Consider the following 26,397-nt stretch of genomic DNA (forward strand, 5'->3'; position numbering starts at 1 on the left):
GCAACATTGCGAAACTGCAAAGTCCGCGCAATGCAATGGCAATCATTGTCAGACATAACCCCGTCCATGATGAGGTAGCCATGCGTATACTTTTGGTGGAGGACGAGCTCGATCTGGCACGGGCGTTGATCAGTGCTCTCGAACGCCACGACATTCTGGTAGATCACGTTTCAACGCTGGAAATGGCGCTCGAAGCGGTCGAAAATGCTGTTCATTCCATCGCGGTTCTCGATCGCAAACTGCCCGATGGCGACAGCCTGACGATCATTCCGCAATTGCGCCGGGCGCAGTCCGGCCTGCCGATCATCGTGCTTTCCGCCCTCGGCTCTCCCGAACATCGCATCGAAGGCCTCGAAACCGGCGCCGACGACTATCTTGCAAAGCCCTTTGTCGTCGACGAACTGGTCGCCCGCATTCGCGCCCTGATGCGCCGTCCCGCCATGATCGCGGATATGGGTATTACGGTGGGCAAACTCACCTTCAATCTCGGCGATGGCACGGCCACTGCTGCCGGCGAGCCGATGACGCTGACCCGTCGCGAAGTGCTCGCCCTCGAAGTCCTGGTGCGCCGCGCCGGCCGAACCGTGGCCCGTTCTGCCCTCGAAGAAGCCGTCTATGGCTTTGACGACGAAATCGCCTCGAACACGCTCGACGCCCACATTTCCCGGCTGCGGCGCAAGCTGGCTCCGGCCAATGTCGAAATCCACAGCATCAGGGGGATCGGCTACCTTCTAAGGGCAACCTCATGAAGCGCCGGGCCCTATCGCTGCGCCTCGTCCTCTCGCGCGGCCTCATCGCCATTCAGATCGTGGTGCTGGTAGGCTTCACGCTCGTGGCCGCAGTGCCATTCCTGCTTGCGATCAGCGCCCAGCAGGGGCTCGATGAAGGCATCGTGGACGACATCGTCCGCTCCGCGCAACGTCTCGAGGATGGCAGCTTTTCTCTGGAGCCCAATTCCGACCTGCAGGAAGCCTTCGAGATCTATCCCGATTTCTGGTTCATCATGGTCGATGCGGAGGGCAATATCCTGCGGCGCGGCAATGTCCCTGCCCCGGTCAATCTCTTCCCGCAAAACCTGGTCCATGTCTCGTCGGCTAATTTCACCGATTTCGGGGATTCCAAACACCCCTACGCCATCGTCCGGACGCGCAATACCAGCATGGGACGCCTCTGGGTGATGACCGGCGGCGGCCCGCCCGTCAGCTTCAGCGTTGTCATGAAGACGTTCGGCCATCCCATGTTTATCGGCCTGATCATCCTCTTGTCCGCCGCAACGGTTCTCGCCATTCCATCGCTGATCCGCAGGTCGCTTCTGGGCGTTGAGCAGATAGCGCGCGACGCCGAGCAGATCGATATCGGCCAGAGCGATGTTCGACTGTCCTACAAGAATGTCCCGGTCGAACTTATCCCCCTGGTCCGCGCCTTCAACGAGGCGTTGGATCGTCTCGATAGCGGTATTGCCCGCCAGCGGCGATTCCTCGCCGACGCAGCGCATGAATTGCGCACGCCCATCGCCATCCTGCAAACGCGCCTCGAATCACTTCCCGATAGCCCGGAAAAGCGCCAGTTGCAGCGAGACTCGGCCCGGCTTGGCGGCATGGCCAACGAACTCCTCGATCTTCATCGCCTGGCACTGTCCCCGGACGGTTTTGAAACCGTCGACCTCGTCGACATCGCCGCCCAGGTGACCGCCGATCTCGCACCCCTCGCCATCGACGCCGGCTGCGATATCGAATTCGTTGGCCCCGAAAAACCCGTCGAGGTTAAGGGCGATGCCTCATCCCTCTCCCGTGCCGTCGCCAATCTTGTTCTCAATGCCATGTCCCATGGCGGCCCGGCGGTAAATATCCGGGTCGAGGTCAATCCCGATGGCCGTATCTGCGTCTCGGACAATGGCCCGGGCGTCGATCCCGAGCATCGCGAAGAGATATTCTGGCCTTTCCATCGGCTATCGCCATCCCCGCATGGCGCCGGGCTGGGTCTGAGCCTGGTCTACGACATCATCAAGCGTCATGGCGGCAAGGTCAGTGTAGCCACCGCGCCACAAGGCGGCGCCCTCTTCGAGATCAGCTTGCCCCTGATTACGGCCTAGCGCCGGAGCCGATCGCGCAGCAGCCAGTAGAGCGCGAAGAGCGAAAGCAGCGTCAGCCCGAACCAGGTCAGGGCATAGACGAGGTGATTGTTCGAGAAGGTGAGGACGGTCAACCCACCGATCGGATAGCTTTCATCCGTCTTATCCGCATCGACGAAGAACGGCGCCAGATTGTAGATCCCACTCGCTGCGCCAATCTCGGCCACATCGCGCGAATACCAGCGCCCGGCATCGGGATCATTGCTGCGCAGGAAGCCGCCATCGGGCTCGCTGGCCCGCAATAGCCCGGAGACCGCAACCGCGTCGTCAGGCCGCGCTATACCAGCATCCCGTTCCGCGGCTGTCACAAAACCACGATTGACCAACAGTGCCCGACCATCGTCCAGCGCCAGAGGGGTCATCACCCAGAAGCCACCGCCATGCACGGTGACTGCCTGGCTCAGCGTATCATCGCCCTCGAACCGGCCACGAACCGAGACACGCTGATATTCGCTGACCTCGGGATCGATTGCGCCCCAATCTGCCTCGTTGAGATCAAGTGGCGCGGCGGTGCTGCGCGCTTCCACCGCCGCCACGAGATCGTTTTTCCAGGCCAGCCGCTCGACCTGCCACACGCCTAGGGTCGCAAAACCCAAGGCGCAGACCGCAGCGAAAGCGGCAAAGGCAACGAGGCCGAAGGAGAGCTTCCGCGCCCCCTGCCCTTCTCGCTTCGTCATAGCGTCAGATCAAGTCTGCCGGGTTCATGATATGGCCCGGCATCATATTGGTATTGAGGTGGAACATCACCCACAGTGAGCCCGACAGCGCAATCACGATCACTATGATGGTGAAGATCGCCGCCATCATCGTCCAGCCGCCTTCGGACTTGGTGTTCATGTGCAGGAAATAGACCATGTGCACAAAGATCTGCACCACGCCGAAAGCCATGATTACGAGGGTCGCGATCATGGTGTCGGCGATGACATCGGCCATCACCAGCCAGAACGGAATCGCGGTGAGGATGACCGAAAGCGCGAAGCCGATGAGATAGGTACGGCGCGTACCGTGATCGTGCCCGTCGCCATGCGCATCGGGATTGGGGTGGGCATGCGTGCCCGAAGCTAGCGTGTCGTGAGAGGTCGAAGCGCTCATCGCAGCATCCCCATGAGATAGACAACCGTAAAAACGCCGATCCAGATGACGTCGAGGAAGTGCCAGAACATCGACAGACACTGCACGCGGATCTTGTTGGCGGGGACCAGGCCCTTGGCGCTGATTTGCACCAGCAGCGTAACCAGCCAGAGAATGCCGAAGGTCACGTGGAGGGCGTGCGTGCCCACCAGCACGAAGAAGGCCGACAAAAAGGCCGAACGCTGCGGCACCGCGCCTTCATGGATCATGTGGTAGAACTCATAGAGCGTCAGCCCCAGGAACACCGCGCCCAGGAGGCCGGTGATTACCAGCCAGACCAGCGTTCCGGTCTTCTTGCCCTCGTCCATGTCGAGCATGGCAAAGCCATAGGTGATCGAGCTGAGGAGCAGCGCACCTGTGCTGACAGCCACCAGTTGCAGGTTGAACAGATGCTCCGGCGACGGGCCGGCGGCGAAATTGCCGCCGAGCACGCCATAGATGGCAAAGAGCGAGGCGAAGATGAGACAGTCGCTCATCAGGTAGATCCAGAACCCGATCTGGGTCGAGCCATGCGGAGCGTGGTGATGCGGCACCAGTTCATAGAACTGCGGGGCTTCGCCCTCAGCGGTTGTTGCTTGTGAACTCATCTTAGCGGGCTCCGCTCAGAAGGCGCGTGCGTTCGTTCTCGACGTCGGCAATAGCCTCGACCGGGATGTAATAGTCACGGTCATAGTTGAAGGTGTGGATGATGGCGGCGCCGATGAGCGCGACGAAGCTCAGGATGGCGAGCCACCACATGTACCAGATGAGGGCAAAGCCGAGCACGACGCTGAGCCCCGCGAGGACCACGCCCGTGCCGGTATTGCGCGGCATGTGGATTTCCATAAAATCCTTGGTCGGACGCTGTGCATGCCGCGCCTTCATGTCGGCCCAGGCATCATTGTCGTGAATGATGGGCGTGAAGGCGAAATTGTACTGCGGCGGCGGCGAGGACGTGGCCCATTCGAGCGTGCGGCCATTCCACGGATCGCCGGTCGTGTCCCATTCCTTGTTCTTGCCAAAGATGGAGACGCCAAACTGCACCAGCATGGCCGCAATACCCGCGGCGATCACCAGCGCACCGATACCGGCGATGATGAACCAGATTTGCAGCGATGGGTCGTCGAACGTGCGCAGGCGCCGGGTAACGCCCATGAGCCCCAGCACATAGAGCGGGCCGAAGGCCAACCAGAAGCCGACATTCCAGAGCCAGAACGAGATCTTGCCCCAATAGGTGTTGAGCTTGTAGCCAAAAGCCTTGGGCCACCAGTAGTTGATGCCGGCAAAGATGCCGAACAGCACGCCGCCAATGATCACATTGTGGAAGTGCGCCACGAGGAACAGCGAGTTGTGCAGCACGAAGTCGGCCGGCGGCACGGCGAGCAGCACGCCGGTCATGCCACCGATGGTGAAGGTGAGCATGAAGGCGATGAGCCACATCATCGGCAGTTCGAAGCGGATGCGGCCCTTATACATCGTAAAGAGCCAGTTGAAGATTTTGGCACCTGTAGGGATCGAGATGATCATCGTGGTGATGCCGAAGAACGAATTGACGCTGGCGCCCGAGCCCATAGTGAAGAAGTGGTGCAGCCACACAAGATAGGACAGCACCGTGATCACCACGGTCGCATAGACCATGGACGTGTAGCCGAAGAGGCGCTTGCCCGAGAAGGTCGAGGCGACTTCCGAGAAAATGCCGAAGCACGGCAGGATGAGGATGTAGACTTCCGGGTGACCCCAGATCCAGATGAGGTTGATATACATCATCGGGCTGCCGCCGAAATCGGCGGTGAAGAAATTGGTGCCGACATAGCGATCAAGCGCCAGGAGGGTCAGCACAGCGGTCAGGATCGGGAAGGACGCGACAATAAGCACGTTGGTGCAGAGCGAGGTCCAGGTGAAGACCGGCATCTTCATCAAGCTCATGCCCGGGGCGCGCATCTTGATGATAGTCGCGATCAGGTTGACGCCCGAGAGAGTTGTGCCGACGCCCGCCACCTGCAGCGCCCATATATAATAGTCAACGCCCGATGCAGGTGAATGCTCGATCCCCGACAATGGCGGGAAAGCCAGCCAGCCGGTCTGCGCAAACTCGCCGATGAAAAGGCTCATCATGACCAGCACGGCACCACCGGCGGTCATCCAGAACGAGAAATTGTTGAGGAACGGGAAGCTGACGTCGCGCGCGCCGATCTGCAGCGGCACCACATAATTCATGAAGCCCGTGATCAGCGGCATGGCGACGAAGAAGATCATGATCACGCCATGTACGGAGAACAGCTGATCATAGTGGTGGGCGTTGAGGTAACCCTCATAGCCGTTGAAGGCGATGGCCTGTTGTAGGCGCATCATCAAGGCGTCGGCAAAGCCGCGCAGCAGCATGACGAGACCGAGCACCATGTACATGATGCCGATCTTCTTGTGGTCGACGCTGGTGAACCACTCTTTCCAGAGATAGGACCAGAGCTTGAAATAGGTCAGCGCGCCAACCACTGCGAGGCCGCCCAGCACCACGACGATGAAGGTCACGACGAGGATCGGCTCGTGGATCGGCAGGACGTCCCAGGTGAGACGCCCGAAAATGAAGGACCAGAATTCGTTTGTCATAGCGCGTCAGCCGAGGTGTTTTGGTTGAAGGCGAGCTTGCCGGCGAGCCAGTCAAGCGCGGGCGCATTGCTGTGCGCGACCATTTCGGGACGGATCAGACCCTTGCCGACAAGCGGCGCAGCATCAGGCGCCTTGATGGCCGGCAGCTTTGCCGTCATGGCAATGGCTTCGTCCGTCGAGCAGATCGCCGCGACATAAGTCTTCTGCGGGCCGAAGGGCGAGCGGTTCTTCTCGCCGCCGCCATAAAGCTCGGGCGCTAGATTGTTGACGCCGGCATGGCCGAGCCCACCCTGCTCGTCGATCGACATCATCTCGCTCACGCACATCTTGTCGCGCTCGACGCACATGTTGACGATGGCGGTATAGAGCCCGCTTTCGACGCCGGCAAAGTGCATGACCGGAACGTGCTCGCTGGGCTTTTCGACTTCGAGATAGCGCTGGCGGCTGAGCATGTCGGGCGAGTTGCGAACCTCGGCGACCCAGGCCTCGAATTCGCGATCGCTCACGCCCTTGGTTTCGAAATGCATGCCGGAGAAACCGTGGCCGCTATAGTGGGCCGCGATGCCCTTATAGGTGCCGGGCTCGTTGATCACGCCATGCAACCGGGTCTGCATTCCCGGCATGGCATAGATCTGGCCGGCCATTGCGGGAATGTAGAACGAATTCATCACCGTCGACGCCGTCAGCTTGAAGCTGATCGGGCGATCGACCGGCGCCACCAGTTCATTGACGGTGGCAATGTCATATTGCGGGTAGATGAACATCCACTTCCAGTCGAGCGCCACGACCTCCACTTCGAGGGGCTCAACTTCCGCGACAACCGGCCGATCAGGACCGAGACGGCCAAGCTCGCGATAGGGATCGAGCAGATGCGTCGACACCCAGGTCACCGCGCCAAGGCAGATGATGATGGCGAGCGGCGCCGACCAGATCACCAGCTCGAGCTGGGTCGAGTGATCCCAGTTCGGTTCGTACTTGGCATTGTTGCCCTGCCGATATCTGCGCGCGAACAGCACGACCAGCACCATCACCGGAATGATGATGAGCAGCATGAGCACTGTTGCGATGATGATGAGATCGCGCTGCTGCACGGCGACATCGCCGGCCGGCGCCATCACCACGGCATTACAGCCAGCGAGAAGTGGTGCCGCGAGGGGCACGAGAAGAAGTTTGGCAAAACGAGACATTGCGGCCCTTGGGAGGAAGACTGCGCTTGGTTTGCGGACTACTCCCGTGGCATCCTCTGCGCCATCGGACATTTTGTCCACTCGCAAGCGCCCGCTCTTTGATGCAAGACACCATCAAACCAGTCCGTAGCGAACGACTGACCGCCTTCTCCCCTCTCCCGGAATGCGGATCGGAAATTCAATAAAACCAGGAGCTTAGCGACATGGCAGCCTCCACTCCCCAGGTCCCTGAGACTTCAGCCGAACACGACGCGCGCCAACTGCACGACACCCACAGACCCGTCGATGCCAATGAAATCGCCATCGGTGTGATTATTGGTCGCACCTCGGAATTCTTCGATTTCTTCGTTTATGCCATCGCTTCGGTGCTGGTTTTCCCGACTCTGATCTTCTCCTTTGCCGATCCTTTGACCGGCACGCTCCTCTCCTTTGCCGTTTTCGCCCTGGCCTTCGTCGCCCGTCCCGTGGGCACGGCGATCTTCCTTGCCGTCGACCGTCGCTATGGGCGCGGGGTCAAACTTACCATCGCCCTGATGCTGCTCGGCGTCTCGACCGTGGCGACTGCCTTCCTCCCCGGCTACGATCAGGTCGGCTGGCTTGCCGTCGCTATCCTCGTCATTTTCCGCATCGGCCAAGGTCTCGCCCTCGCCGGAACCTGGGATGGTCTTGCCTCCCTCCTCGCGCTCAATGCGCCCAATACCAAGCGCGGCTGGTTCGCCATGGTGCCCCAGCTCGGCGCCCCGATCGGCCTCATCGTTGCATCAGCGCTCTTTGCCTATCTCTCTTGGGCTCTTTCGGCCGAAGACTTCCTCGGCTGGGGCTGGCGCTACCCGTTCTTCGTGGCCTTCGCCATCAATATCGTCGCGCTCTTCGCGCGCCTCCGCATCGTGGTCACGCCCGAATACACGCATCTCTTCGAAAGCGGCGAACTCGAACCCTCGACGCTGCGCGAAACCATCACCAATGACTGGCGCAACATCGTCATCGGCGCCTTTGCGCCTCTGGCCAGCTTCGCCCTCTTCCACATGGTGACCGTGTTCCCGCTCTCCTATGTGTTCCTTTATACCCAGGAAGTGCCGGCCAATTTCCTCGTCATCGAGATTGCCGCTGCCTGTGTCGGTCTCGTCGCCGTGGTGCTTTCGGGCTATCTTGCCGACAGCATCGGCCGCCGCCAGCTCCTCGGCTATTCGGCCGCCGCCATCGGCGTCTTCAGTATCTTTGCGCCGCTCCTGCTCGGTGCCGGCCAGACCGGCGAAACCATCTATATGATCATCGGCTTTGCCCTGCTTGGTCTGTCCTTCGGTCAGTCCTCTGGTGTCGTCGCCGCCAACTTCACCCGGCTTTATCGCTATACCGGCTCGGCCCTGACCTCGGACCTCGCTTGGCTTTTCGGCGCCGGCTTCGCTCCGTTGGTTGCCCTACTGCTGTCGAGCAATTTCGGCCTCATTTCCTCGGGGGCCTATCTGCTTTCCGGCGCGGTCTGCACGCTTGTTGCACTCTATCTCAACCGGCACCTGGCCCGCACTAACTAACTGATATCGCAGATCTATTGAAGCGCGCGACCACTCCGATGGCCGCGCGCTTCGTCTTTTTTGTCTTCCGCCAAAAGAACGAGTGCACGCCGTCAATCTTGTATGGTACATGTAACCGCGCGGCGAAAAGATGAGTCATCACGCTGCGGTTTTGATGGCATGCGAGGAGCGGAAATGGCCAAGACTTATGCAATCGTGGGCACGGGCGGACGGGCCAGGATGTTCTACGAGGCCATTCTGGGACCCCATAAAGACAATGCCCGCGTGGTCGCCCTTTGCGACACCAACCAGACCCGCATGGACTACACCAATCGCATCTTCGTCGAAGAGCTGCGCGGAGAGGCTGTGCCGACCTACAAGGCCAGCGACTTCGAGAAGATGATCGCCGAGCAAAAGCCCGATTTCGTCATCGTCACCTCCGTCGACCGCACCCACCACAAATATATCATCCGCGCCATGGAACTCGGCTGCGACGTCATCACCGAAAAGCCGATGACGGTCGACAAGGAAAAGTGCCAGGACATCCTCGACGCCGTCGAGCGCACCGGCAAGAACATCCGCGTCACCTTCAATTATCGCTATGCCCCGCACAATTCGGCGTTGCGAGAACTGATCGCCGAAGGCGCCATCGGCACCCCGACCTCGATCCACTTCGAGTGGCTGCTCGATACCCGCCACGGCGCCGACTATTTCCGCCGCTGGCACCGCGACAAGCGCAATTCGGGTGGCCTGATGGTCCACAAGTCGACCCACCATTTCGACCTCGTCAATTTCTGGCTCGGCAGCCAGCCTGACACCGTCTTTGCCATGGGCGATCTCAAATTCTACGGTCGCGCCAATGCCGAGGAACGCGGCGTCTTCACGCCCTATACCCGCACGACGGGCGTGGAAGCGGCAAAGGACGACAAGTTCGCCATCGACCTGACCTCGAACCCCGTCCAGAAATCGCTCTATTGGGACGCCGAAAAGGAAGATGGCTACCAGCGCGATCAGAACGTCTTTGGCGACGGCATTTCCATCGAAGACACGATGAATGTCATGGTCCGCTACCGCAACAAGGCGGTAATGACCTATTCGCTCTATGCCTATGCCCCCTGGGAAGGTTTCAATGTCGCCATCAACGGCACCGGTGGCCGTCTGGAACTGATGGTCCGCGAAACCTCCTACATCAATGCCGGCTCCACCTCGACCGCCGAAGGCGCGGCCAAGGGGGTCGATCTCTATCATTTCCCGCTTCACGGCGAGCCGCGCATCATCCCCATCAAGCATGCCGAAGGCGGCCATGGCGGCGGCGACAAGATCATGCTCGAAGAAATTTTTGGCAACGCCACGCCGCGCCCTGGCTACGGTGCCAACCATCGCGATGGCGCCCTCTCGATCCTGACCGGCATCGCCGCCAACCAGTCCTTTGCGACCGGCCTTCCGGTCGACGTCAAAACGCTGGTCAAACTCTGACCTTAAAGGAACGACTTTCGTTAGCGCCCTGCAGCATCGCCAATGCCCTTAGGGAGAATGGGCGGCGATGCTGCGGCAGGGGCCCGAGGAGGAAAAGGCCATGCGGAAGTCAGCCGACCAACTCCGTTCGGCGCGCTGGTTCGCGCCGGACGACCTACGCAGCTTTGGCCACCGCTCGCGGCTGATGCAGCTCGGCTATTCGGAAGCCGACTTCATGGGCAAACCCGTGATCGGCATCCTCAACACCTGGTCCGAACTCAACGCCTGCCACAGCCATTTTCCCGAACGCGTCGAAGCGGTAAAGCGCGGCGTCCTCGCAGCCGGTGGTTTCCCCGTCGAACTGCCAACCCTCTCGGTCGACGAGAGTTTCACCAAGCCCACCTCCATGCTTTACCGCAACCTCCTCGCCATGGAAGCGGAGGAAAATATCCGTTCGCACCCGCTCGATGGCGTGGTGCTGATGGGGGGCTGCGACAAGACCACGCCCGGCCTCGTCATGGGAGGGATATCAGCCAATGTGCCGATGATCTACCTGCCCGCCGGCCCCATGCTGCGCGGCAACTATGCCGGCAAATCCCTCGGCTCCGGCTCCGACGCCTGGAAATACTGGGACGAGCGCCGCGCCGGCAATGTCACCGACGAACAGTGGCAAGGCCTGCAAGGCGGCATAGCCCGCTCAGCCGGCGTCTGCATGACCATGGGCACCGCCTCGACCATGACCGCAATCGTCGACGCCACGGGCCTCACCCTGCCCGGCGCCTCCTCGATTCCCGCCGTCGACTCAGCGCACCAGCGCATGGCCGCCGATTGCGGCCGCCGCATCGTCGATATGGCCTGGGAAGACATCACCCCGGCCCACATCGTCACCGAAGCCGCCATACGCAACGGCGCCATCGTCGCCATGGCCACCGGCTGCTCGACCAATGCCGTAGTGCACCTGATCGCCATGGCCCGCCGCGCCGGCGTCGAACTCTCACTTGACGATCTCGACGCCCTTGGCCGCACGACCCCGCTCATCGCCAATGTCCGGCCCAACGGCCAGGGCTACCTGATGGAAGACTTTTACTTCGCTGGCGGCCTTCGCGCCCTGATGACGCAGTTGACCGACCGGCTGCATCTCGGCGCCGTCACCGTCAACGGCAAGACGCTGGGCGAAAACCTCGAAGGCGCCGTGGTCTACAACGCCGACGTCATCCGCCCGCTCTCGAACCCGGTCTATCACGAAGGTTCATTGGCCGTTCTCCGCGGCAATCTTTGCCCCGATGGCGCCGTCATAAAACCCGCCGCCTGCGACCCAAAATATTACCGCCATGAGGGCCCGGCGCTGGTCTACGATTCCTATGCCGAGATGAAGGCGGCCATCGACGACGAGAACCTCGACGTCACCCCGGACCATGTCATTGTCCTCCGCAATGCCGGCCCTCTCGGCGGCCCCGGCATGCCCGAATGGGGCATGCTCCCCATCCCGAAGGCGCTCATAAAACAGGGTTTTCGTGACATGTTGCGTATTTCCGACGCGCGCATGTCCGGCACTTCCTATGGCGCCTGCGTCCTCCATGTCGCTCCCGAATCCTATATTGGCGGCCCGCTCGCCTTGCTGCGCACCGGCGACATCGTGCGCCTCGACCTCGACAATCGCCGGCTCGACATGTTGGTCGCCGAGGACGAGCTGGAACGCCGCCGCGCCGCCTGGACCCCACCCTCCCCACGCTTTGAACGCGGCTGGGGCTGGATATATTCCCAACACGTCACCCAGGCCGACAAGGGCTGCGACTTCGACTTTTTAGAACGTAGGTTCGGCGCAGCCGCTGGCGAACCGGATATTTACTAGGACAGCTTGATGGGCACAGTGTTCAAACAAACTCTGGCCGTCATCCTGGCGACGGTCGGGGCCCATCTTGAAATCTCGGGATCGGCCCCGGCCGTCGCCGGGGTGACAACCGAGGGCGTGGCAGCCTCGGACGAAAAGGACCAAAAAAAATGACCCGTACGCTCGACCGGGCCCTCACCGGCATTTCAGGCATTCTCGTCACGCCCTATGACGAGAACGGCGACATCGCCCCGCAAAAGCTGGTGCCCGTCCTCGACCGCGCCCTCGGCGCGGGCCTCCACATGCCGGTCGTCAACGGCAATACCGGCGAGTTCTACGCGCTCACCACCGAAGAAGCCTCGACCATGGTGCGCGAGGTGGTTCACCTCGTCGCCGGTCGCGCGCCGGTCCTCGCCGGTGTCGGCCGCGGTATCCGCGATGCACAGGCGTTGGCTAAAACCTCAGCCAATGCCGGTGCCACCGCCCTCATGGTGCACCAGCCGCCCGATCCCTTCGTCGCCCCACGTGGCATCGTCGATTACCTGAAGGCCATTGCCGACGCCTCTGGCGGCTTGCCCATGATGCTTTATCTCCGCAACGACACCATCGGCACGAAGGCGATTGCCGATCTCTGCGCCGTTCCCGGCGTAAAAGGCGTCAAATGGGCGACGCCCAATCCCTTAAAGCTCGCCGAAGCCAAGGCCGCCTGCGATCCCGAAATCGTCTGGGTCGGTGGCCTTGCCGAAGTCTGGGCCCCCGCCCTCTACGCCGTCGGCGCCCGCGGCTTCACCTCGGGCCTGATCAATGTCTGGCCCGAACGCTCCCTCGCGATCCACGCTGCGCTCGATAACGGAGACTATGTCAGCGCCAACAAGCTCATCGCCGGCATGAAAGCCTTCGAAGACATTCGCGCCGAAGAAATGAACGGCACAAACGTCACCGGCGTAAAGGCCGCCTTGCAGGCCTTGGGTCGCGATTGCGGCCCCACGCGCCCACCCTCCGCCTGGCCGCTGAGCCCGCCCCAGCAGCAGAAGCTCGAAGCCTTCATAGCGGAGAACGGGCTCACATAGTCCCCGCACTCAGCACCTCTGCCACTGCGCCGATACCTATGGCGACCAGCACCAATGCCATCAGCACAATGACGGCAATGACGCCCCGTTCGAGATCATCGCGCGCCGTGCTTGAGCCGCTTTTCGCTCGTCTGATCGGCCGTCTCATCCGGCGACCCCTACGACGAAACCGGCGAGAACACAGAACGACACACAAACAAAGGCAATGATCAGTAGCGCGCCCTTGTCGGCATCGCGCTCATGCGCCTCAGGCCCGCGCTGAGCCATATCCCGCCTCATGACGCCACCAGCGGCAGACGAAACTCGCCACCCTTTACACTGAGAAAGCCGTTATCGGCGAGAAAGGCCTGCAGATCGGCCGCGTCACCCGGAACATGGGCGGTTACGACCGTGGCACCAGCAAGGTCCGCCCGCGCAATGCCGGTTTCGAGCAATAGCCGCCCGATGCCCCGCCGCCGCGTCGAAGCCTCGACACCAAGCCAGGCCAGCCGGGCCACATCGGCGCCCTTGTGGTGCCAGATCACCACTGCGCCGACGACTAGCTGGCACTCCGTCGCGACATGCACATGGGCATCTTCTGCCTGTAGCAATGTCTGCCAGATCGGGTGTTCGCCACCGACGCCACCCGGCAGCCGCTCCGATAAGCCCCACAGGCCGTGAACATCCACCAGGCGCGCCTCATGCAGCCGGGCAAAGGTTTCAAGGCGCGCCATCGCTGTCACCATGGACATGACCTGCTCCTCACCAGCCACTGAGAAAGGCGATGGCAATCAGCCCTGCCATGATGATCGAGCAGGTGAACAGGACAAACCTACCGCCTTTCGTCTCGACCACTTCATGCGGCTGATCGCCAGACAGGCCATTTCGATAGTGAAGAAGGTAATAGGGGGGACGCATGGTCTTGCACTCCATGTTGGTTGCAAGACGATCCTGCGCCTCTGGCGCATAAAGCCTCCATTCGAAATCATGCACGCGATATAAGGCCGGCATAAAGAAGCCGCGCTCACATGGTCCGTCACCCCGGTCCGATCCGGGGTGACGGACCACGCCGCTAAGTCAGAACCACTTGCTGCGTCAGTTCCTCGATCGTCGTGTCGGCCTTTGCCACATCGAACACCTTCGTGCCATGGCTCATGATCACGAAGCGATCGCAGACCTGGTAGGCATGGTAGAGATTGTGAGTCACCAGCACGCTCGACACGCCCTCGGCTTTCAACTTCAGCACCTGATTGAGCAGGGCTTCCGTTTCGCGCACCGATAGCGCCGATGTCGGCTCGTCGAGCAGCAGCACTCGCCGCTTGAAGAACACCGCCCGTGCAATCGCCACGGCCTGTTTCTGCCCGCCCGAGAGATCACCCACCATCTTGTCCGGACTATCGATGCCCGAAATATGCACGGCGCTTTCCAGCACCTGCATGGCGATCTCGCGCATCTTTTTCAGGTCCAGAAACCCGAAGCGATCCGTCAGCTCACGCCCAAGGAAGATGTTTCGCGATATGGACAGGCAGTCCACAAGCGCCGTGTTCTGGTAGATGGTCTCGATCCCCGCCTCGGCGCTGTCGCGGCGATTGGCAAAGGTCTGACGCTGCCCATCGACCGAGATGTAGCCCGAGCTTGGTTGATGAATGCCCGAGATCATGTTGACGGTGGTCGACTTCCCCGCGCCATTATCGCCCAGCAACCCGACGACTTCGCTGTGCCCGACAGTGAAAGACAGATCCGTCAGCGCCTTCAGCGGTCCAAAGGTCTTGTTGATGTTGTGCAGTTCCAAGAGGCTCATGACTCGGCTCCCCGGCGATCAAGACCGTGATTGAAGATCGAGGCAGCGACGATCAGCGTGGCAATGAACATGTCGAGATAAAAACCCGGTGCCCGCATCAACAGCAGCACGTCGGTGATGGTGAAGATCAGCATCACCCCGAGAAACACTCCAAGGATTGAACCCCGGCCGCCACGAAGGGAAAGCCCCCCGATGACGCAGGCGGCGATGGCCTGAAGCTCCAGCCCAGCACCCTGCCCCGGCTGCACCGAACCAACGCGCGTGGTCGCCAGAATGCCGGCAAAGGCAGCCATGAACCCTGCGATGGCGAAGGCGATCATCTTGATCCGCCCGGTATTGACGCCGATGGCTGTAGCAGCCGCGCGATTACCACCCGTTGCAAAGATGTGGTTACCCAGCCGATGCCGATGCAGCATTGCCCAGAAGACCAGGCACAGCGCGATGAACCAGATGAACGCCGCATTGATGCCAAAGATCGTGCCCGAGAACAGCGCATTGAATACCGGGTTCGGGTCGAACCGCACCTGCACCGCGCCATTAATAAGAAGCACCGCACCGCGCCAGAACAGCAAGCCACCCAGCGTAACGATGAAACTCGGCAGGTTGAATTTTAGCGTCAGAAACCCGTTGCCAAGCCCAATGGTCGCGCCGATCAGCAGCCCGACAGGTGCGGCGATAAACGCATCGACGCCCACCCCCACGAGCAGGGCCATGATGACGGCTGTGAGCGTATAGACTGAGCCGATGGAGAGATCGAACTCACCGGCGATCATCAGCACGCCCGCTCCGAGCGCGAGGCAGCCGAGCACTGGCACGGAGCGCATCATGATGCCCATATTGGCCGATGAGAGATAACGGAAGTCGTCGGGAAACAAGAGCCCGGCGACAATGCAGCCAAGCTGCACAACGAGGAATAGCAGCAGAATGGCGCCCGCCGGCATGCTGAGAAGGCTATGGAGCCACTCTCCTGCCGAGCGCCGGGGCGCAACGGCCCGGTCATGGGTCATATCGGTCACGTTTTGTATCCAGTTGTCACAATAAACATCAGACTGCCGCACCCCCACCCTTGATCCCTCCCCACAGGGGGGAGGGAGACTAAGGAACCGAAGCTTTGTCAATCGCCTCCCTCCCCTTGATGGGCTTCGAGCCGTCCCGAGGGCAAATCTCTCCGGTGGAGAGATTTGAGGAAGAAGGAACGAGGGTGGGGTGGGGCACGGGAACCAGTCCCGCAGCTCCATCCCGGACGATCAGCGATAAGAGCCGATGAGCGGCTTGACGGTGCCGATACGGGCTTGGTCGAGGAAAGCCCCCTGACCGGTATCGACGTCGGTCGGGGTCAGGCCATAGCGCGCGGCCAAGGCGATCTGGGCGATCGGATAGTAGCCTTGGAGGTAGGGCTGTTGGTCCATGGTTGCGAACATGGCGCCGCTCTCGACGGCATCGGCAATTTCGACCGCAAGGTCGAACCCGCCAAACGGCACTTCAACACCCGCATCCTTGATAGCGCCTGCGCCAACCGTAGAGGTCACCGAGCCAGTGCCGAATACGGCCTTGATATCAGGGTTGGCGATCAGGGCCTGCGCCATGACGTTCTGCGCTTCCGCCGGATCAAGACCAGCACGCACCGTCTCGACCTTGATGCCATGTTCACTCATAGCCTTTTCGATGCCGCCACCACGAGCCACGGCAAAGCTCGCTTCTGGAATTTCGCGCGGATTGAAAACTGTGTCGCCTTCCTTGAGGTCGAATTGCTCGATCATGCGCAGGCCAAGTTCATAGCCCGAGTCGAACTCGTTCATGCCCACATAGGCCTGGCGGCAATTGCCGGCTGCGCCTTCGAGGTCGTCATTATTGAAGCCGATAACCACGACGCCCGCTTCGACCGCAGCGCAAATGCTGTCATCAAACGCATCAGACGAGGAAATGGCGACGGCAATGCCATCGACGCCGGTCGCCACGGCCGTATCGATCAGGTCGTTTTGGCGCACCGGATCGTTATTGGCATATTGCACGTCGAGATCGACGTTGAAGGCAGCGGCGGCGTCTTGAGCGCCCTTCACCACCGGATTGAAGAACTGCACGCTGGGATCGAGGTAGATGATCATGGTCGCCTTGACGGGTTCCTGATCCTGCGCCAGCGCGCCGCCAACGGTTGCGAACAGGGCGCAACCGGCCAGCAGAGCGGCTTTTGACTTGGTCAACTTCATCGCTTAATCCTCCCTTTGGATTGTGGCGGGCCCTCCTCAGGTCCCGCTTCGGGCGGCGTGCTCCGACCAAAGATTGCGCCGCCAGATCCTCTCCCTGGTTTGAGCCTAGTGCTCAAACCAGGGTTCGCCGCGCCCGAGGGTCATGTGCAGACCCTTGAACTGCGAATATTCATCAAAGCCATAACGGCCGAGTTCGCGGCCAACGCCGCTCATCTTGTAGCCACCGATGGGCATTTCCGGCGTTCCGTCGATCACCGAATTGATCCAGCATCGCCCCGCCCGCAGTTTTCTCGTGGTTTGAATCGCCGTCTCCAGGTCACGCGACCAGACGCCGGCCGAAAGACCGAACGGCGTGCCATTGGCGAGAGCGACAGCCTCCTCCGGCGTGTCAAACCCGATGGTGGCCAGCACCGGCCCGAAAATCTCCTCCTGCGCGATGCGCATGTTGGGCCGCACCCCGTCAAAGACCGTCGGAGCAAAGAAATTGCCCGAGCCTTCGTCGATCTTCTCCCCACCCAAGAGCAGTTCGGCCCCATCTTCCAAACCAGCCGCCACGTAGCCCGCAACCTTGTGGAGATGCGGCACGGACACCATTGCGCCATAGCGGGTCGTGGCGGCCAGCGGATCGCCGAACGGCAGGCGACGCGAGAGATCGAGCAGGCGCTCGAGCAAGGCCGGACGGATGGAATTTTCGACAATCAGCCGGCTGCCCGAAATGCAGCACTGCCCGGCATTGTGAAAGACGCCATAGGCAATGCCGTCGGCAGCAGCCTCAAGATCGGCGTCGGCAAAAACGATCTGCGGCCCCTTACCGCCCAGTTCGAGCCCGACGCGCTTCACATTGCTCGCTGCAATCCCGGCCAACTGAGTGCCCACACGCACGGAGCCCGTAAAAGCCACCATGTCGACACGCGGGTCTTCTGCGAGGATTTGCCCGACATCCGGCCCATAACCGGTGATGACATTGAACACCCCCGCCGGCAGGCCCGCCTCAAGCGCGATCTCGGCCAGGCGGATCGTCGTGCCCGAGGTAAATTCGCTCGGCTTGACCACAACGGTGCAGCCCGCTCCCAGCGCCCACGGCACACGCTCCGACATGATGATGAAGGGAAAATTCCACGGCGTAATGATGCCCACAACCCCGGCCGGTTCGCGCAGCACAAGCCCAAGCCGATTGGCCCCGATGGCATTATGCGTATCGCCCTCGAGCCCGCGGCATTGGCCGGCCGCATAGGTCCAGAGATCGGCGCAATAACCGATTTCGCCGCGCGCCTGGTTGATCGGCTTGCCCGTCTCGAGGCATTCGATCAGCGCCAACTCGTCCTGATGCTTCAGAATGCCCTGCGCGATGGCGTGAAGAATGGTCGAACGCTCGGCCCCGCTCATCCGCCCCCAGGGGCCATTGTCGAAAGCCGTGCGAGCTGCGCCGATAGCGCGCGAAGCATCTTCCGTCCTGCCAGCCGGCCATGTGCCGATGACCTTCCCGCGATGGCCAGGGCTCTCCCGCTCCACGACCCTCCCAGACACCGCATCCACGGATTTGCCATCGATAAGCATGCGATAGGCGCGTTTACTCTGAACACGCGGATCACTAAGATTCGGAACGGCAAAATTGTCCTGAAAGCTGGATTGACTTGTGATGGCCATGGCGGACTGACCCACCTCCCCGAAGATGCTGGACCCGCTCGACCGTGTCCTGTATGGAATTGTATGGTACCGTATGGCGCATTGACCCAAGCTGTCAATGGCATGGGCGAGATGTAATATGACTCTGGATATGCAGACTTCGGCCGAGAGCGGCGAAAGCGCGGCAGCGACCATCGAGAAGGACCTGCGCCGCTCGATCATCGAGCTCGAGCTCCTGCCCGGCGCCCGCCTTTCCGAACAGGATATCGCGACAAAACTGGGCGTTTCCCGCCAGCCCGTACGCGAAGCGCTGATCCGCCTCGCCAATTCCCGCCTGATCGAAATCCGGCCCCATCGCGGCACGGTGGTAGCCCGTATTTCAGCCAAGGAAATGATCGAGGCGCTCTTTGTGCGCCAGTCGGTAGAAATCGCCGTCGTCGCCAAGGCCGCGCAAAATTTTGACTCCTGGCAGCGCAAACGCATTGCGAGCCTGCTCACCAAGCAGGCAGAAGCGGCCGAACAACTCGACCACGCCGGTTTTCGCGAGCACGATGAGGCCTTCCACATCGCCATCGCCACCGGTGCAGGCGTGGGCATCGCCTGGATCGCCATCGCCGACATGAAAACCCACATGGACCGGGTCTGTAACATGACCCTGCAAAGCGAGGCGGACATGGCCCGCCGCGTCCGCGAACACACCGCTATCATGGACGCCATCGACGCCCATGACGTGGAAGGCGCAAAAGCGGCCATGGCGACGCATTTGGGCAGTATTCTCGACGAGCTTCCCGAGCTAGAAACCCGTCACGCCAATCTTTTTATTTAGACCGCTCGGAGTTCACCAATGACGCAATCCGCCCGCTATCCGAGCCTTGTCGGCATGCCCGTGGTCATTTCCGGCGGCGCCTCCGGCATTGGCGAGGCCCTGGTGCGCAATTTTGCTGCACAGGGCGCCAAGGTCGGCTTTGTCGACATCCAGGACGAGCGCGGCACGGCTCTTGCTGCCGAACTGACCGCAGCCGGCCAGGCCGTACTCTTCACCCGTTGCGACATCACCAACACCGACGCCTATCAGACCGCCATTGCCGGCTTCGCTGCCGCCCATGGCGACGCCTTGGCGCTCGTCAACAATGCTGCCCACGACCAGCGCCACGAATGGCAGGAAGTGACCTCGGCCTATTGGGACGACCGCATGGCAGTCAATCTGAAGCATTCCTTCTTCGCCATCCAGGCCGTCGCACCCGGCATGGTCAAGGCCGGCCGCGGCTCGATCATCAATACCGGCTCCATAAGCTGGATGATTATGTCGCCCAAAATCCCGGTCTATGAGACCGCAAAGGCCGCCACCCATGGCCTCACCCGCGGTATGGCCCGCGAACTGGGAAAATCCGGCATCCGCGTCAACACGCTGGTGCCCGGCTGGGTGATGACCGAGCGCCAATTGACCCACTGGGTTGATGGGGCAGCCGAGGCCCAGATCGACGCCAACCAGGCCCTTGCCGGTCGGGTCCAGCCCGACGACATCGCCCGCATGGCCCTCTTCCTCGCGGCCGACGACAGCGCCATGATTTCTGCGCAGCAGTTCATCGTCGATGGCGGTTGGGCACATAGCTGAGAGGCCGGGCACAGCACTCTCCCCTCCTTCGTCACCACCGGGCGTGTCCCGGTGGTCCCTGTCATCCGTAGGATGGCATGCCGCCAAGAACTGGATTGCCGGGACAAGCCCGGCAATGACGACGACTTATGAGAACTGAAGAAACGCCTAGACAAACAGCGCCGCCGGCTCCACACCCAGCGCCTGAGCCAGATTGTCGATATCATCGAGCGCCAGGTTGAACTTGTCCGAGGTTTCGAGCGCCCGCATTTCGGCCACGCTCCAGCCGAGGCGCGTCGCAAACACCTCGAGGCTGAGATTGCGGATGCGACGCAGGCGAATGACATTGCTGGCAATAAGCATCGCGCCGGTCATTTCGGGATTAACGGCAAAGGCGGTAGCAGCCATGGCGATCAACCCACCAGCTTGAGCTTGGCCCGGGTCTGGGTCAGCTCGGGATTGGAGAGGCATTTCAGCAACTTGATGGCCTTGTAGGTCGCGCCGTTCATGAGCATGCCATTAACCTCTGCGACGAGCCCCGAATGCTGCGGCGCCTCGGCAAGCAGCGCCTGCACGGCTTCGAAATAAGCAATGTGGTGACCCGCAACATCGCCGGTCAGATACATCTGCTGCACGGCATGGCGCAGGCGATGGGCGGGTGAATTGAGGTCCGCGTCCGAAACATAGTCCTCGGAACGCAAAACGGGGGCCTTACCCCCTACAAGAACGTTGACGATTGCATCGCACTGCACGGTGATCTCCGCGGTGCCGACGAAGAAGCTTTCGCCGGGTTTTACAGTGAGCTTCAGAGCCATCGTCTTTCCTTCTGGGTAGGACCGGGGGCGACGACGCCGCCCCCGGAAGTCTTGGCGATTAACGCAGGAGCTGCAGAACAGCCTGGTCCTGCTGGCTGGCCATGGAGAGAGCCGACGAGGAGAGCTGCTGGCGGGTCTGGAGAGCCAGAAGGTTGGCAGCTTCTTCGTTGGTGTCAGCCAAGGTCAGGTTCGCAGCGCCGGTTTCCAGCGTGTTGATCATGTTCTTGGTGAAGGTCTGACGGTTTTCGACCGACGACAGGTTCGAACCGAAGGTCGAAGCCTGCGAGCGGAGTTCCGACAGAGCCGTCGAGAGCTTGCCGAGCAGGGCGTCGATATCGGTGTCGTTATCGAGGTCCTGGCCGACGAGGCTTTCCAGGTTCAGATTAGCCGCAGTGATCGGGCGCTCGTTGCCGTTCTTGTCCTTGGCCTGAATCTGGATCGAGGACGAACCGGATTCATTGAAGGTGATCGTCAGCTTGTCGCCGCGGAGCAGGTTGATACCGTTGAACGAAGAGTCATCGGCAAACTTGTCGAGCTGGTCACGCAGGTCGTTGAACTGCTTGGCCAGGTTGTCACGGATGACGTTGCCGGCGATCTTGTGCTGGGTCGGTGCACCGACGCCTGCGCCGTCCTTGTCGAACTCGACGTCGAGCTGCTGGGTCGAGAGGTTCTCGATACGCAGCTTGCCGTTGTCGTTCGAAGCACGGATCTTGCCGGCTGTAGCGGCGTTGCGGTTGATCTCTTCGACGAACTGGTCGACCGTGTTGGACGACTTGTAGGCCGAAACCGCTTCCTTGCCAGTCGAGACATTGTCCGTGCCGAACAGGGCGACGTTCTTGCCCGAAACGGCCAGCGTCTTGCCTTCAGGATTGTTGGCAGTGAACACCAGCTTGTCGTCAGCGTCGAACGAAGCAGTCACATCGTTGATACCGGCGGCCTTGAGCTGATTGTTGATCAGGTCAAGCTGGTTGGTCTTGTCGTAGGGCGAACCGTCGCGACCCACAACGTTGATATCCGCCGACTTGTCACCGTAGGTCACGGTGAACTTGTGCGATGCGGCCTCAACGGTCTTTACGTGAGCGCCATTGGTACCATTGGTACTGGTAACAGTGATGCCGGTGGTGTCGGCAGGCGTGTTGGTAAAGGTCGTGACGCCCGGATTCGCGGTCAGGCCCGTGAAGCCGATCGTGGCCGCAGCCTGGCCTTCGCCCGCCGTCTTGTTGGTCAGCGTGAAGGTATCGGTAGCAGCGTCGTAGGTCGCCGAGTAGCGAGCGTTCAAGGTGGCATTGCCAGTGATGGCAGCGACCAGGTTGCCGCCCACGGCGTCGGCGTTGGCACCGCCAACAGCGCCAAGGTCGACGCCGTCGATCTGGATCGTACCGGCCGTAGCGTCAGCACCCGTCAAAACGATCGAGTTGCTGGAGTTGCTTGCGCCGGTCTGGTTGAGACCGCTGATCGAGGGAGCATTCTGGTTGGGCTCGGCCGAGCGCAGAGTGATCTTCTGCGTGGTGGCGTCGGCGACAACCGTGTAGCCGCCATCCTTGGCCTTGTCTTCCAGCGACTTGACGAAGTCGGTGAACGAAGCACCGCCATTGCTGATCTGCTGGCCGCCAACGGTGACGGTGCCGGCATGAGTAGCATTGTAGGTGAAGGACGTTTCGCCGTAGGTAGCGGCATTCACGCCAGACACAAACTCAACGACCGGCGACGCCTTGGTCTTGTCGTTGTTTTCGATGATCACCTGGTTGGTGGTGGTGTCCTGGGTCACGGTGTAACCCGAGCCAGCGCCAAGGGCGGTGGTGATGGCCGCTGCCAGTGCGGTTTCGTCAGCGATAGCGCCGGCAGCGAGCGTGATTTCGCGGCCGTCGATCTTGATCTTTTCGCCGCCATCCCAGTTGCCAGCGGCATTGAACTGGATCAGGGCGCGGGCGCCGGCGCCCTGGCCGGTTGCCGCGGCGGAGGTCGCTGCATCACCATAAGCAGCATCGAACGACACCGTGGCCTTTTCGCCACCGGTCGCCGACTGCAGCTTGACTTCGTACCCTTCTGGGAACTGGCCGCCGGAGAGCTTCAGGGTGCTGTCCTTACCGACTTCATAATTGTCGGTCTGGAACGACTTATCCTGGCGAGCCTGACGCAGGGTCGACTGCATGGACTCGATATTCTTGGTGATCGCGGTGATGCCCTTGTCGGCAGCCTCGATGACCTTGATGCCCGACGCCATCGAGTCGAGCAGGTTGCTCATGTCGGCGGCGCGGCTGTTGAGAGCCGAAGCGGTGAAGAAGTTGGACGGGTTGTCCAGAGCAGAGTTCACCTTGTTGCCGGTGGCAAGACGGTTCTGCGTCTTGTTCATCATTTCGGCGGTGTTCTGCAGGCTCAGAAGGTTCGAGCGAACGGCCTTCGAGAGAGAGATATCGGAACCCATGTGTGGTGCTTTCCTTCTGGAAACATGAGCCGCTTCATGCAGCCCTTTTACAAATCAGAGGATTGTACGCATCACATTAAAAGCGCGTTAATGATGCGCATAGACCTACAATTAAGCAAGGAAATTTCGTAGTCATAAACCCAGCCGGACATGCGTCATCGGCGCCTGCCCCCGAAAGCGGGACGAGCCTGGGGCCAGAACTAGCGTTGGAAGCGGAAAATCAGGCGCCGCGATAGCGCAAGGCAAATTGAGTGCGGTTGGAGGCGTCGAATTTGCGAAGCAGGCTTTTGACATGCACCTTCACGGTGCCGACCTGCAGCTCGAGCTGCTCGGCGATTTCCTTGTCCGAAAGGCCGCGCGCCAGAAGCGAGGCCACATCCTGCTCGCGCGGCGTCAAGGGGCTCGCGTGCTGCCGCAGCAGGAGGTCGGCCGGGACGAATCGCTCGCCCGTCAGCACGAGGTTGAGCGCATTGATCAGCGCTTCCCCGGGCATGGATTTGGGCAGCCAACCGACGACACCGCGTTGCAGCGCCTCTCCGGCCACCTGCGGATCGTCGAGTCCCGAAAGAAAGGCGATGCGCAGGCCGGGCCGCCTTGTTGCCGCCATTTCCACCGCTTCAATGCCGCTGGTGCCCGGCATGGAATAGTCCAGCAACAACAGGTCTACCGGCGCGTCGGTGGACAAATAGTCCAGGACGCTTGCGAGCGAGGAGAAAACCTGCGCCTCGATATCGGCGCCGCTAGATTCCAGCAAGAATTTAACGGCATCGGCGAAGAGCAGATGATCATCAACGAGCAGAAGTTTTCTAGACAAATTCCTGCAAGCCCAGAAGTTTGAGAGATTTTATGCGAATTTTACGAACCATGATCACGGTGATTCTTCTTGCCGCGATTTGGCTCGTATCCTTCCGTATCGCCGATCTATTTACCGTTTTCAAAACTTATTCAAGTGTGTGGTTCCTGCCCTCCGGCGTCACCATGGCCATGGTCATGGCAGCCCCCGGCTGGCTGAAACTTGTGCCCTTGCTCGCGCATCTCTCGCTCGCATCGCCACCGATGCGGCAGGTCTTCGACATCCACATCGCCAGCGATTTCGACCTGCTTCTCCACAGCATTCGAATATATCTTATCTATGGCGGCACCGGCCTTTTCCTTACCCAGGTGATGCGGATCACCCTGCCCTTCCGGACCTGGGGCGAGGTGCAATGGTTCATCGGCGCGGCACTGGTCGCGGCCTCCGTCGCCTCTGCCGCCGGCATCGGCCAGAGCGTCCTGCTCGGCGAACTCGACCCCGCCGGCGCCCTGCCGCTGGCCGAGCCATGGTTCCTCGGCGACGCCCTCGGCGCCGTCATGGTCCCACCCATGCTGGTCCCCGCCATCATGCTGGCGCTGGGCAGGCCGCTCGGCGCCTGGCGCTGGCCCAGCCCCCGCGCCTTCGCCGTCCAGGCGCTCACCCTCTCCCTCGCCTCGCTCATCGGCGCGCTAGGCCCGACGCTCGATATCAACCTCTGGTATCTGGTGCTGCCCTCCGTGCTCGTTTTCGCTCTGCGCGGCGGCTTCGAACACGCGGCCGCCGCGGCGCTCCTCACCTGCGTCCTCACCCCTTCCGTCGCCATGATCTTTACCGGCGCCGTGGAAGTTGCCGGCCTTCCGGCGCTGCTCCTCACGACGGCCATCGCCGCCCTGCTCGTGGGCGCCGCCACCACCGAGCGCCAGCAGACCGCAGAGCGGCTGGAAGCCCAGGTCGCCCAGCGCACGGAAGAACTGGAAAAGGCCTATGAATTACAGCGCCATCTCGTGCGCTCGCTTGGCCACGATCTGCGCCAACCGGTCGAAGCGATCAACCTCACGGTTGCCGCCATCGGCGATCACAGCGACATCGCCGTGCGCAACACGGCCCTGACCCGCGTACGCCAGCTCGGCGCCGTCACCTCCGACCTTCTCACCCGCATTCTGGCCTATGCCCGGCTCGATACCGGCGACATCAAGGCCGAACTCGCGCCCCTGCCGCTCCACCAACTACTGGACCAGTTGCGCGCCACCTATATCCCGCAGGCCCAAAAGCGCGCGCAACGCCTCGTCTGGCCCGAAACCGACATCACGGTGATTTCGGACCGCGAGCTGCTGTTCCAGATTCTCTCCAACTATCTCGACAATGCCATTCGCCTGACTCCCGAAGGCGGCACGGTCGAGTTGCGGATCGAACGGCGCGATACCGGCATCGGCATCATCATCAAAGACGGTTTCGACCCCACCGCGCCCCATCGCTCCAGCCGCGGCGGCCTCGGTCTGCGCATCGTCTCGCAGCTCTCCGATCTCCTCGGCGCTGAAATGGTCAACGAGCCGAACCGCAAAGGCATCATCCTACCCCTAAGGGAGTAGTTAAGCCTTCCTTAATACCCCCCCGCCCGCGCGCCCTTCGTCGATACATTCAAACGGGTAAGGTCCACGATTCGGAATGCCCATGAACCAGTTGCCGGCCGCCACCCTCCTCGGACAAAACGTCCGGCGGCTCTGTGAAATGCAGGGCATGAGCCTCGACGCGCTCGCTGAACGCCTTGGCTGGCCCGGTGAGAAGGTCGCCGATCTCCTCGCCTCATCGCTCGATATTGCGCTCGATCAGGTGGACGAACTCTCTGCCGCGCTTGGTGTCGCGCCGCACGAACTCTTCGACGAAGTAACCATGGCGGAAAATCAGACCCAGCAACTGCGCTACGGCTGATTGCACCGCTGCCGCGCTTTGTGTAGCGTTCTCCGTGGGGGGCGCCGAAGCTTTTATGGATAGTCGTGAACTTGTAGCCTGGAACATGAGGCGCCTGCGTGTCGAGCGCAAACTGTCCCAGGAAAAACTCGCCGAGCTCGCCGCGGTAGATCGCACCTATGTCAGCCGGCTCGAGCGCATGATGGAAAACCCGTCCATCGGTATTCTGGACAAGGTCGCGACCGCCCTTTCCGTCTCCATCGCCGAACTCTTCGTGCCCCCGGCACAAGATGAAGCGCGCCCAAAACCCCTCAAGGCCGGCCGCCGCCCCTCAAGCGCCTCTTGAC

Annotated in this window: 27 protein-coding genes; 11 read left to right on the plus strand and 16 right to left on the minus strand. The window is 61.3% G+C overall.

The genetic code is table 11. The features are described 5' to 3' along the window. The first annotated feature begins 80 nt into the window (after positions 1-80). Entirely contained in the window at positions 81-749 is a 669-nt protein-coding gene (locus tag JP75_RS00195; protein WP_035077518.1) for a response regulator, read from the plus strand. Further along, complete coding sequence (locus JP75_RS00200; RefSeq protein ID WP_035077521.1) at positions 746-2,092, plus strand: sensor histidine kinase; 1,347 nt, start codon at positions 746-748, stop codon at positions 2,090-2,092. The genes JP75_RS00195 and JP75_RS00200 overlap by 4 nt, the downstream gene beginning before the upstream one ends. Here the strand turns inward: JP75_RS00200 and JP75_RS00205 are convergent. From JP75_RS00205 to cyoA, 5 genes are read right to left on the minus strand one after another with little or no spacing between them, the layout of a single operon-like run. After that, complete coding sequence (locus JP75_RS00205) at positions 2,089-2,808, minus strand: SURF1 family protein (protein WP_035077524.1); 720 nt, start codon at positions 2,806-2,808, stop codon at positions 2,089-2,091. The genes JP75_RS00200 and JP75_RS00205 overlap by 4 nt on opposite strands. 4 nt (positions 2,809-2,812) lie before the next feature. Then, positions 2,813-3,223, minus strand: a complete 411-nt coding sequence (gene cyoD, locus JP75_RS00210; protein ID WP_035077527.1) for a cytochrome o ubiquinol oxidase subunit IV — start codon at positions 3,221-3,223, stop codon at positions 2,813-2,815. Beyond that, positions 3,220-3,849 carry a cytochrome o ubiquinol oxidase subunit III gene (gene cyoC / locus JP75_RS00215; RefSeq protein WP_035077530.1) on the minus strand — a complete coding sequence of 210 codons (630 nt, stop codon included), beginning with the start codon at positions 3,847-3,849 and terminating at the stop codon, positions 3,220-3,222. Before cyoC ends, cyoD begins: the two co-directional genes overlap by 4 nt. A 1-nt stretch (position 3,850) precedes the next feature. Continuing rightward, positions 3,851-5,848, minus strand: coding sequence for a cytochrome o ubiquinol oxidase subunit I (cyoB, locus tag JP75_RS00220; RefSeq protein WP_035077532.1), 1,998 nt, complete (start codon positions 5,846-5,848; stop codon positions 3,851-3,853). Next, the gene (gene cyoA / locus JP75_RS00225) at positions 5,845-7,035 is read right to left on the minus strand and encodes a ubiquinol oxidase subunit II (RefSeq protein WP_051960031.1); all 1,191 of its coding nucleotides are present in this window, start codon (positions 7,033-7,035) and stop codon (positions 5,845-5,847) included. The genes cyoB and cyoA overlap by 4 nt, the downstream gene beginning before the upstream one ends. A gap of 203 nt (positions 7,036-7,238) precedes the next feature. Here cyoA and JP75_RS00230 point away from each other — a divergent pair, with 203 nt between their 5' ends. The 4 genes from JP75_RS00230 (at position 7,239) to JP75_RS00245 (ending at position 12,902) form a co-directional block, all read left to right on the plus strand. Continuing rightward, positions 7,239-8,567, plus strand: coding sequence for an MFS transporter (locus JP75_RS00230; RefSeq protein WP_035077534.1), 1,329 nt, complete (start codon positions 7,239-7,241; stop codon positions 8,565-8,567). 174 nt (positions 8,568-8,741) lie between these two features. Beyond that, complete coding sequence (locus JP75_RS00235) at positions 8,742-10,022, plus strand: Gfo/Idh/MocA family oxidoreductase (protein WP_035077536.1); 1,281 nt, start codon at positions 8,742-8,744, stop codon at positions 10,020-10,022. Between the two features lie 100 nt (positions 10,023-10,122). After that, positions 10,123-11,853, plus strand: a complete 1,731-nt coding sequence (gene araD, locus JP75_RS00240) for an L-arabinonate dehydratase (protein WP_035078363.1) — start codon at positions 10,123-10,125, stop codon at positions 11,851-11,853. Positions 11,854-12,002: 149 nt separating this feature from the next. Then, the gene (locus tag JP75_RS00245) at positions 12,003-12,902 is read left to right on the plus strand and encodes a dihydrodipicolinate synthase family protein (protein ID WP_035077538.1); all 900 of its coding nucleotides are present in this window, start codon (positions 12,003-12,005) and stop codon (positions 12,900-12,902) included. On the opposite strand, the gene JP75_RS26395 is transcribed toward JP75_RS00245, so the two are convergent. From JP75_RS26395 to JP75_RS00275, 7 genes are all read right to left on the minus strand, one after another. Further along, entirely contained in the window at positions 12,895-13,050 is a 156-nt protein-coding gene (locus JP75_RS26395; protein ID WP_160194620.1) for a hypothetical protein, read from the minus strand. The genes JP75_RS00245 and JP75_RS26395 overlap by 8 nt on opposite strands. Positions 13,051-13,177: 127 nt before the next feature. Next, positions 13,178-13,633, minus strand: coding sequence for a GNAT family N-acetyltransferase (locus tag JP75_RS00250; RefSeq protein WP_035077540.1), 456 nt, complete (start codon positions 13,631-13,633; stop codon positions 13,178-13,180). Positions 13,634-13,643: 10 nt separating this feature from the next. After that, positions 13,644-13,799 carry a hypothetical protein gene (locus tag JP75_RS26400; RefSeq protein ID WP_160194621.1) on the minus strand — a complete coding sequence of 52 codons (156 nt, stop codon included), beginning with the start codon at positions 13,797-13,799 and terminating at the stop codon, positions 13,644-13,646. A gap of 154 nt (positions 13,800-13,953) precedes the next feature. Further along, a complete protein-coding gene (locus JP75_RS00260; RefSeq protein WP_035077544.1) occupies positions 13,954-14,682 on the minus strand; it encodes an ATP-binding cassette domain-containing protein in 729 nt (242 codons plus the stop codon). After that, entirely contained in the window at positions 14,679-15,689 is a 1,011-nt protein-coding gene (locus tag JP75_RS00265) for an ABC transporter permease (RefSeq protein WP_051960142.1), read from the minus strand. The genes JP75_RS00260 and JP75_RS00265 overlap by 4 nt, the downstream gene beginning before the upstream one ends. Before the next feature lie 240 nt (positions 15,690-15,929). Continuing rightward, positions 15,930-16,889: a sugar ABC transporter substrate-binding protein gene (locus JP75_RS00270; protein WP_035077550.1), complete on the minus strand. Its 960-nt coding sequence runs from the start codon at positions 16,887-16,889 to the stop codon at positions 15,930-15,932. Between the two features lie 105 nt (positions 16,890-16,994). Further along, positions 16,995-18,536 carry an aldehyde dehydrogenase family protein gene (locus JP75_RS00275; protein ID WP_035077553.1) on the minus strand — a complete coding sequence of 514 codons (1,542 nt, stop codon included), beginning with the start codon at positions 18,534-18,536 and terminating at the stop codon, positions 16,995-16,997. 118 nt (positions 18,537-18,654) lie between these two features. Between JP75_RS00275 and JP75_RS00280 the strand changes: the two genes are divergently transcribed. Together JP75_RS00280 and JP75_RS00285 are read left to right on the plus strand one after the other, a co-directional pair. Beyond that, complete coding sequence (locus JP75_RS00280) at positions 18,655-19,341, plus strand: GntR family transcriptional regulator (protein WP_084587329.1); 687 nt, start codon at positions 18,655-18,657, stop codon at positions 19,339-19,341. Between the two features lie 18 nt (positions 19,342-19,359). Continuing rightward, entirely contained in the window at positions 19,360-20,130 is a 771-nt protein-coding gene (locus JP75_RS00285) for an SDR family NAD(P)-dependent oxidoreductase (RefSeq protein WP_035077559.1), read from the plus strand. Positions 20,131-20,277: 147 nt separating this feature from the next. Here the strand turns inward: JP75_RS00285 and JP75_RS00290 are convergent, their stop codons facing one another. The 4 genes from JP75_RS00290 to JP75_RS00305 form a co-directional block, all read right to left on the minus strand. After that, on the minus strand, positions 20,278-20,517 hold the full coding sequence (locus JP75_RS00290) for a helix-turn-helix domain-containing protein (protein WP_160194622.1): 240 nt from the start codon (positions 20,515-20,517) through the stop codon (positions 20,278-20,280). 5 nt (positions 20,518-20,522) lie between these two features. Further along, positions 20,523-20,924 (minus strand): flagellar biosynthesis repressor FlbT, encoded by a 402-nt coding sequence (locus JP75_RS00295; RefSeq protein WP_035077564.1) that lies wholly within the window; start codon positions 20,922-20,924, stop codon positions 20,523-20,525. Between the two features lie 58 nt (positions 20,925-20,982). Further along, positions 20,983-23,349 (minus strand): flagellin N-terminal helical domain-containing protein, encoded by a 2,367-nt coding sequence (locus tag JP75_RS00300; RefSeq protein WP_035077566.1) that lies wholly within the window; start codon positions 23,347-23,349, stop codon positions 20,983-20,985. Between the two features lie 220 nt (positions 23,350-23,569). Next, positions 23,570-24,163, minus strand: coding sequence for a response regulator transcription factor (locus JP75_RS00305; RefSeq protein ID WP_035077568.1), 594 nt, complete (start codon positions 24,161-24,163; stop codon positions 23,570-23,572). 50 nt (positions 24,164-24,213) lie between these two features. Between JP75_RS00305 and JP75_RS00310 the strand changes: the two genes are divergently transcribed. The 3 genes from JP75_RS00310 (at position 24,214) to JP75_RS00320 (ending at position 26,396) form a co-directional block, all read left to right on the plus strand. Further along, a complete protein-coding gene (locus JP75_RS00310; RefSeq protein ID WP_035077571.1) occupies positions 24,214-25,731 on the plus strand; it encodes a sensor histidine kinase in 1,518 nt (505 codons plus the stop codon). An 82-nt stretch (positions 25,732-25,813) separates the two neighbouring features. Beyond that, positions 25,814-26,071 carry a helix-turn-helix domain-containing protein gene (locus JP75_RS00315; protein ID WP_035077573.1) on the plus strand — a complete coding sequence of 86 codons (258 nt, stop codon included), beginning with the start codon at positions 25,814-25,816 and terminating at the stop codon, positions 26,069-26,071. Between the two features lie 55 nt (positions 26,072-26,126). Then, complete coding sequence (locus JP75_RS00320) at positions 26,127-26,396, plus strand: helix-turn-helix domain-containing protein (RefSeq protein ID WP_035077576.1); 270 nt, start codon at positions 26,127-26,129, stop codon at positions 26,394-26,396. Position 26,397: the final 1 nt, after the last annotated feature.

This window comes from Devosia riboflavina (genome assembly GCF_000743575.1).
In the GTDB taxonomy this organism is placed as follows: Bacteria; Pseudomonadota; Alphaproteobacteria; order Rhizobiales; family Devosiaceae; genus Devosia; species Devosia riboflavina.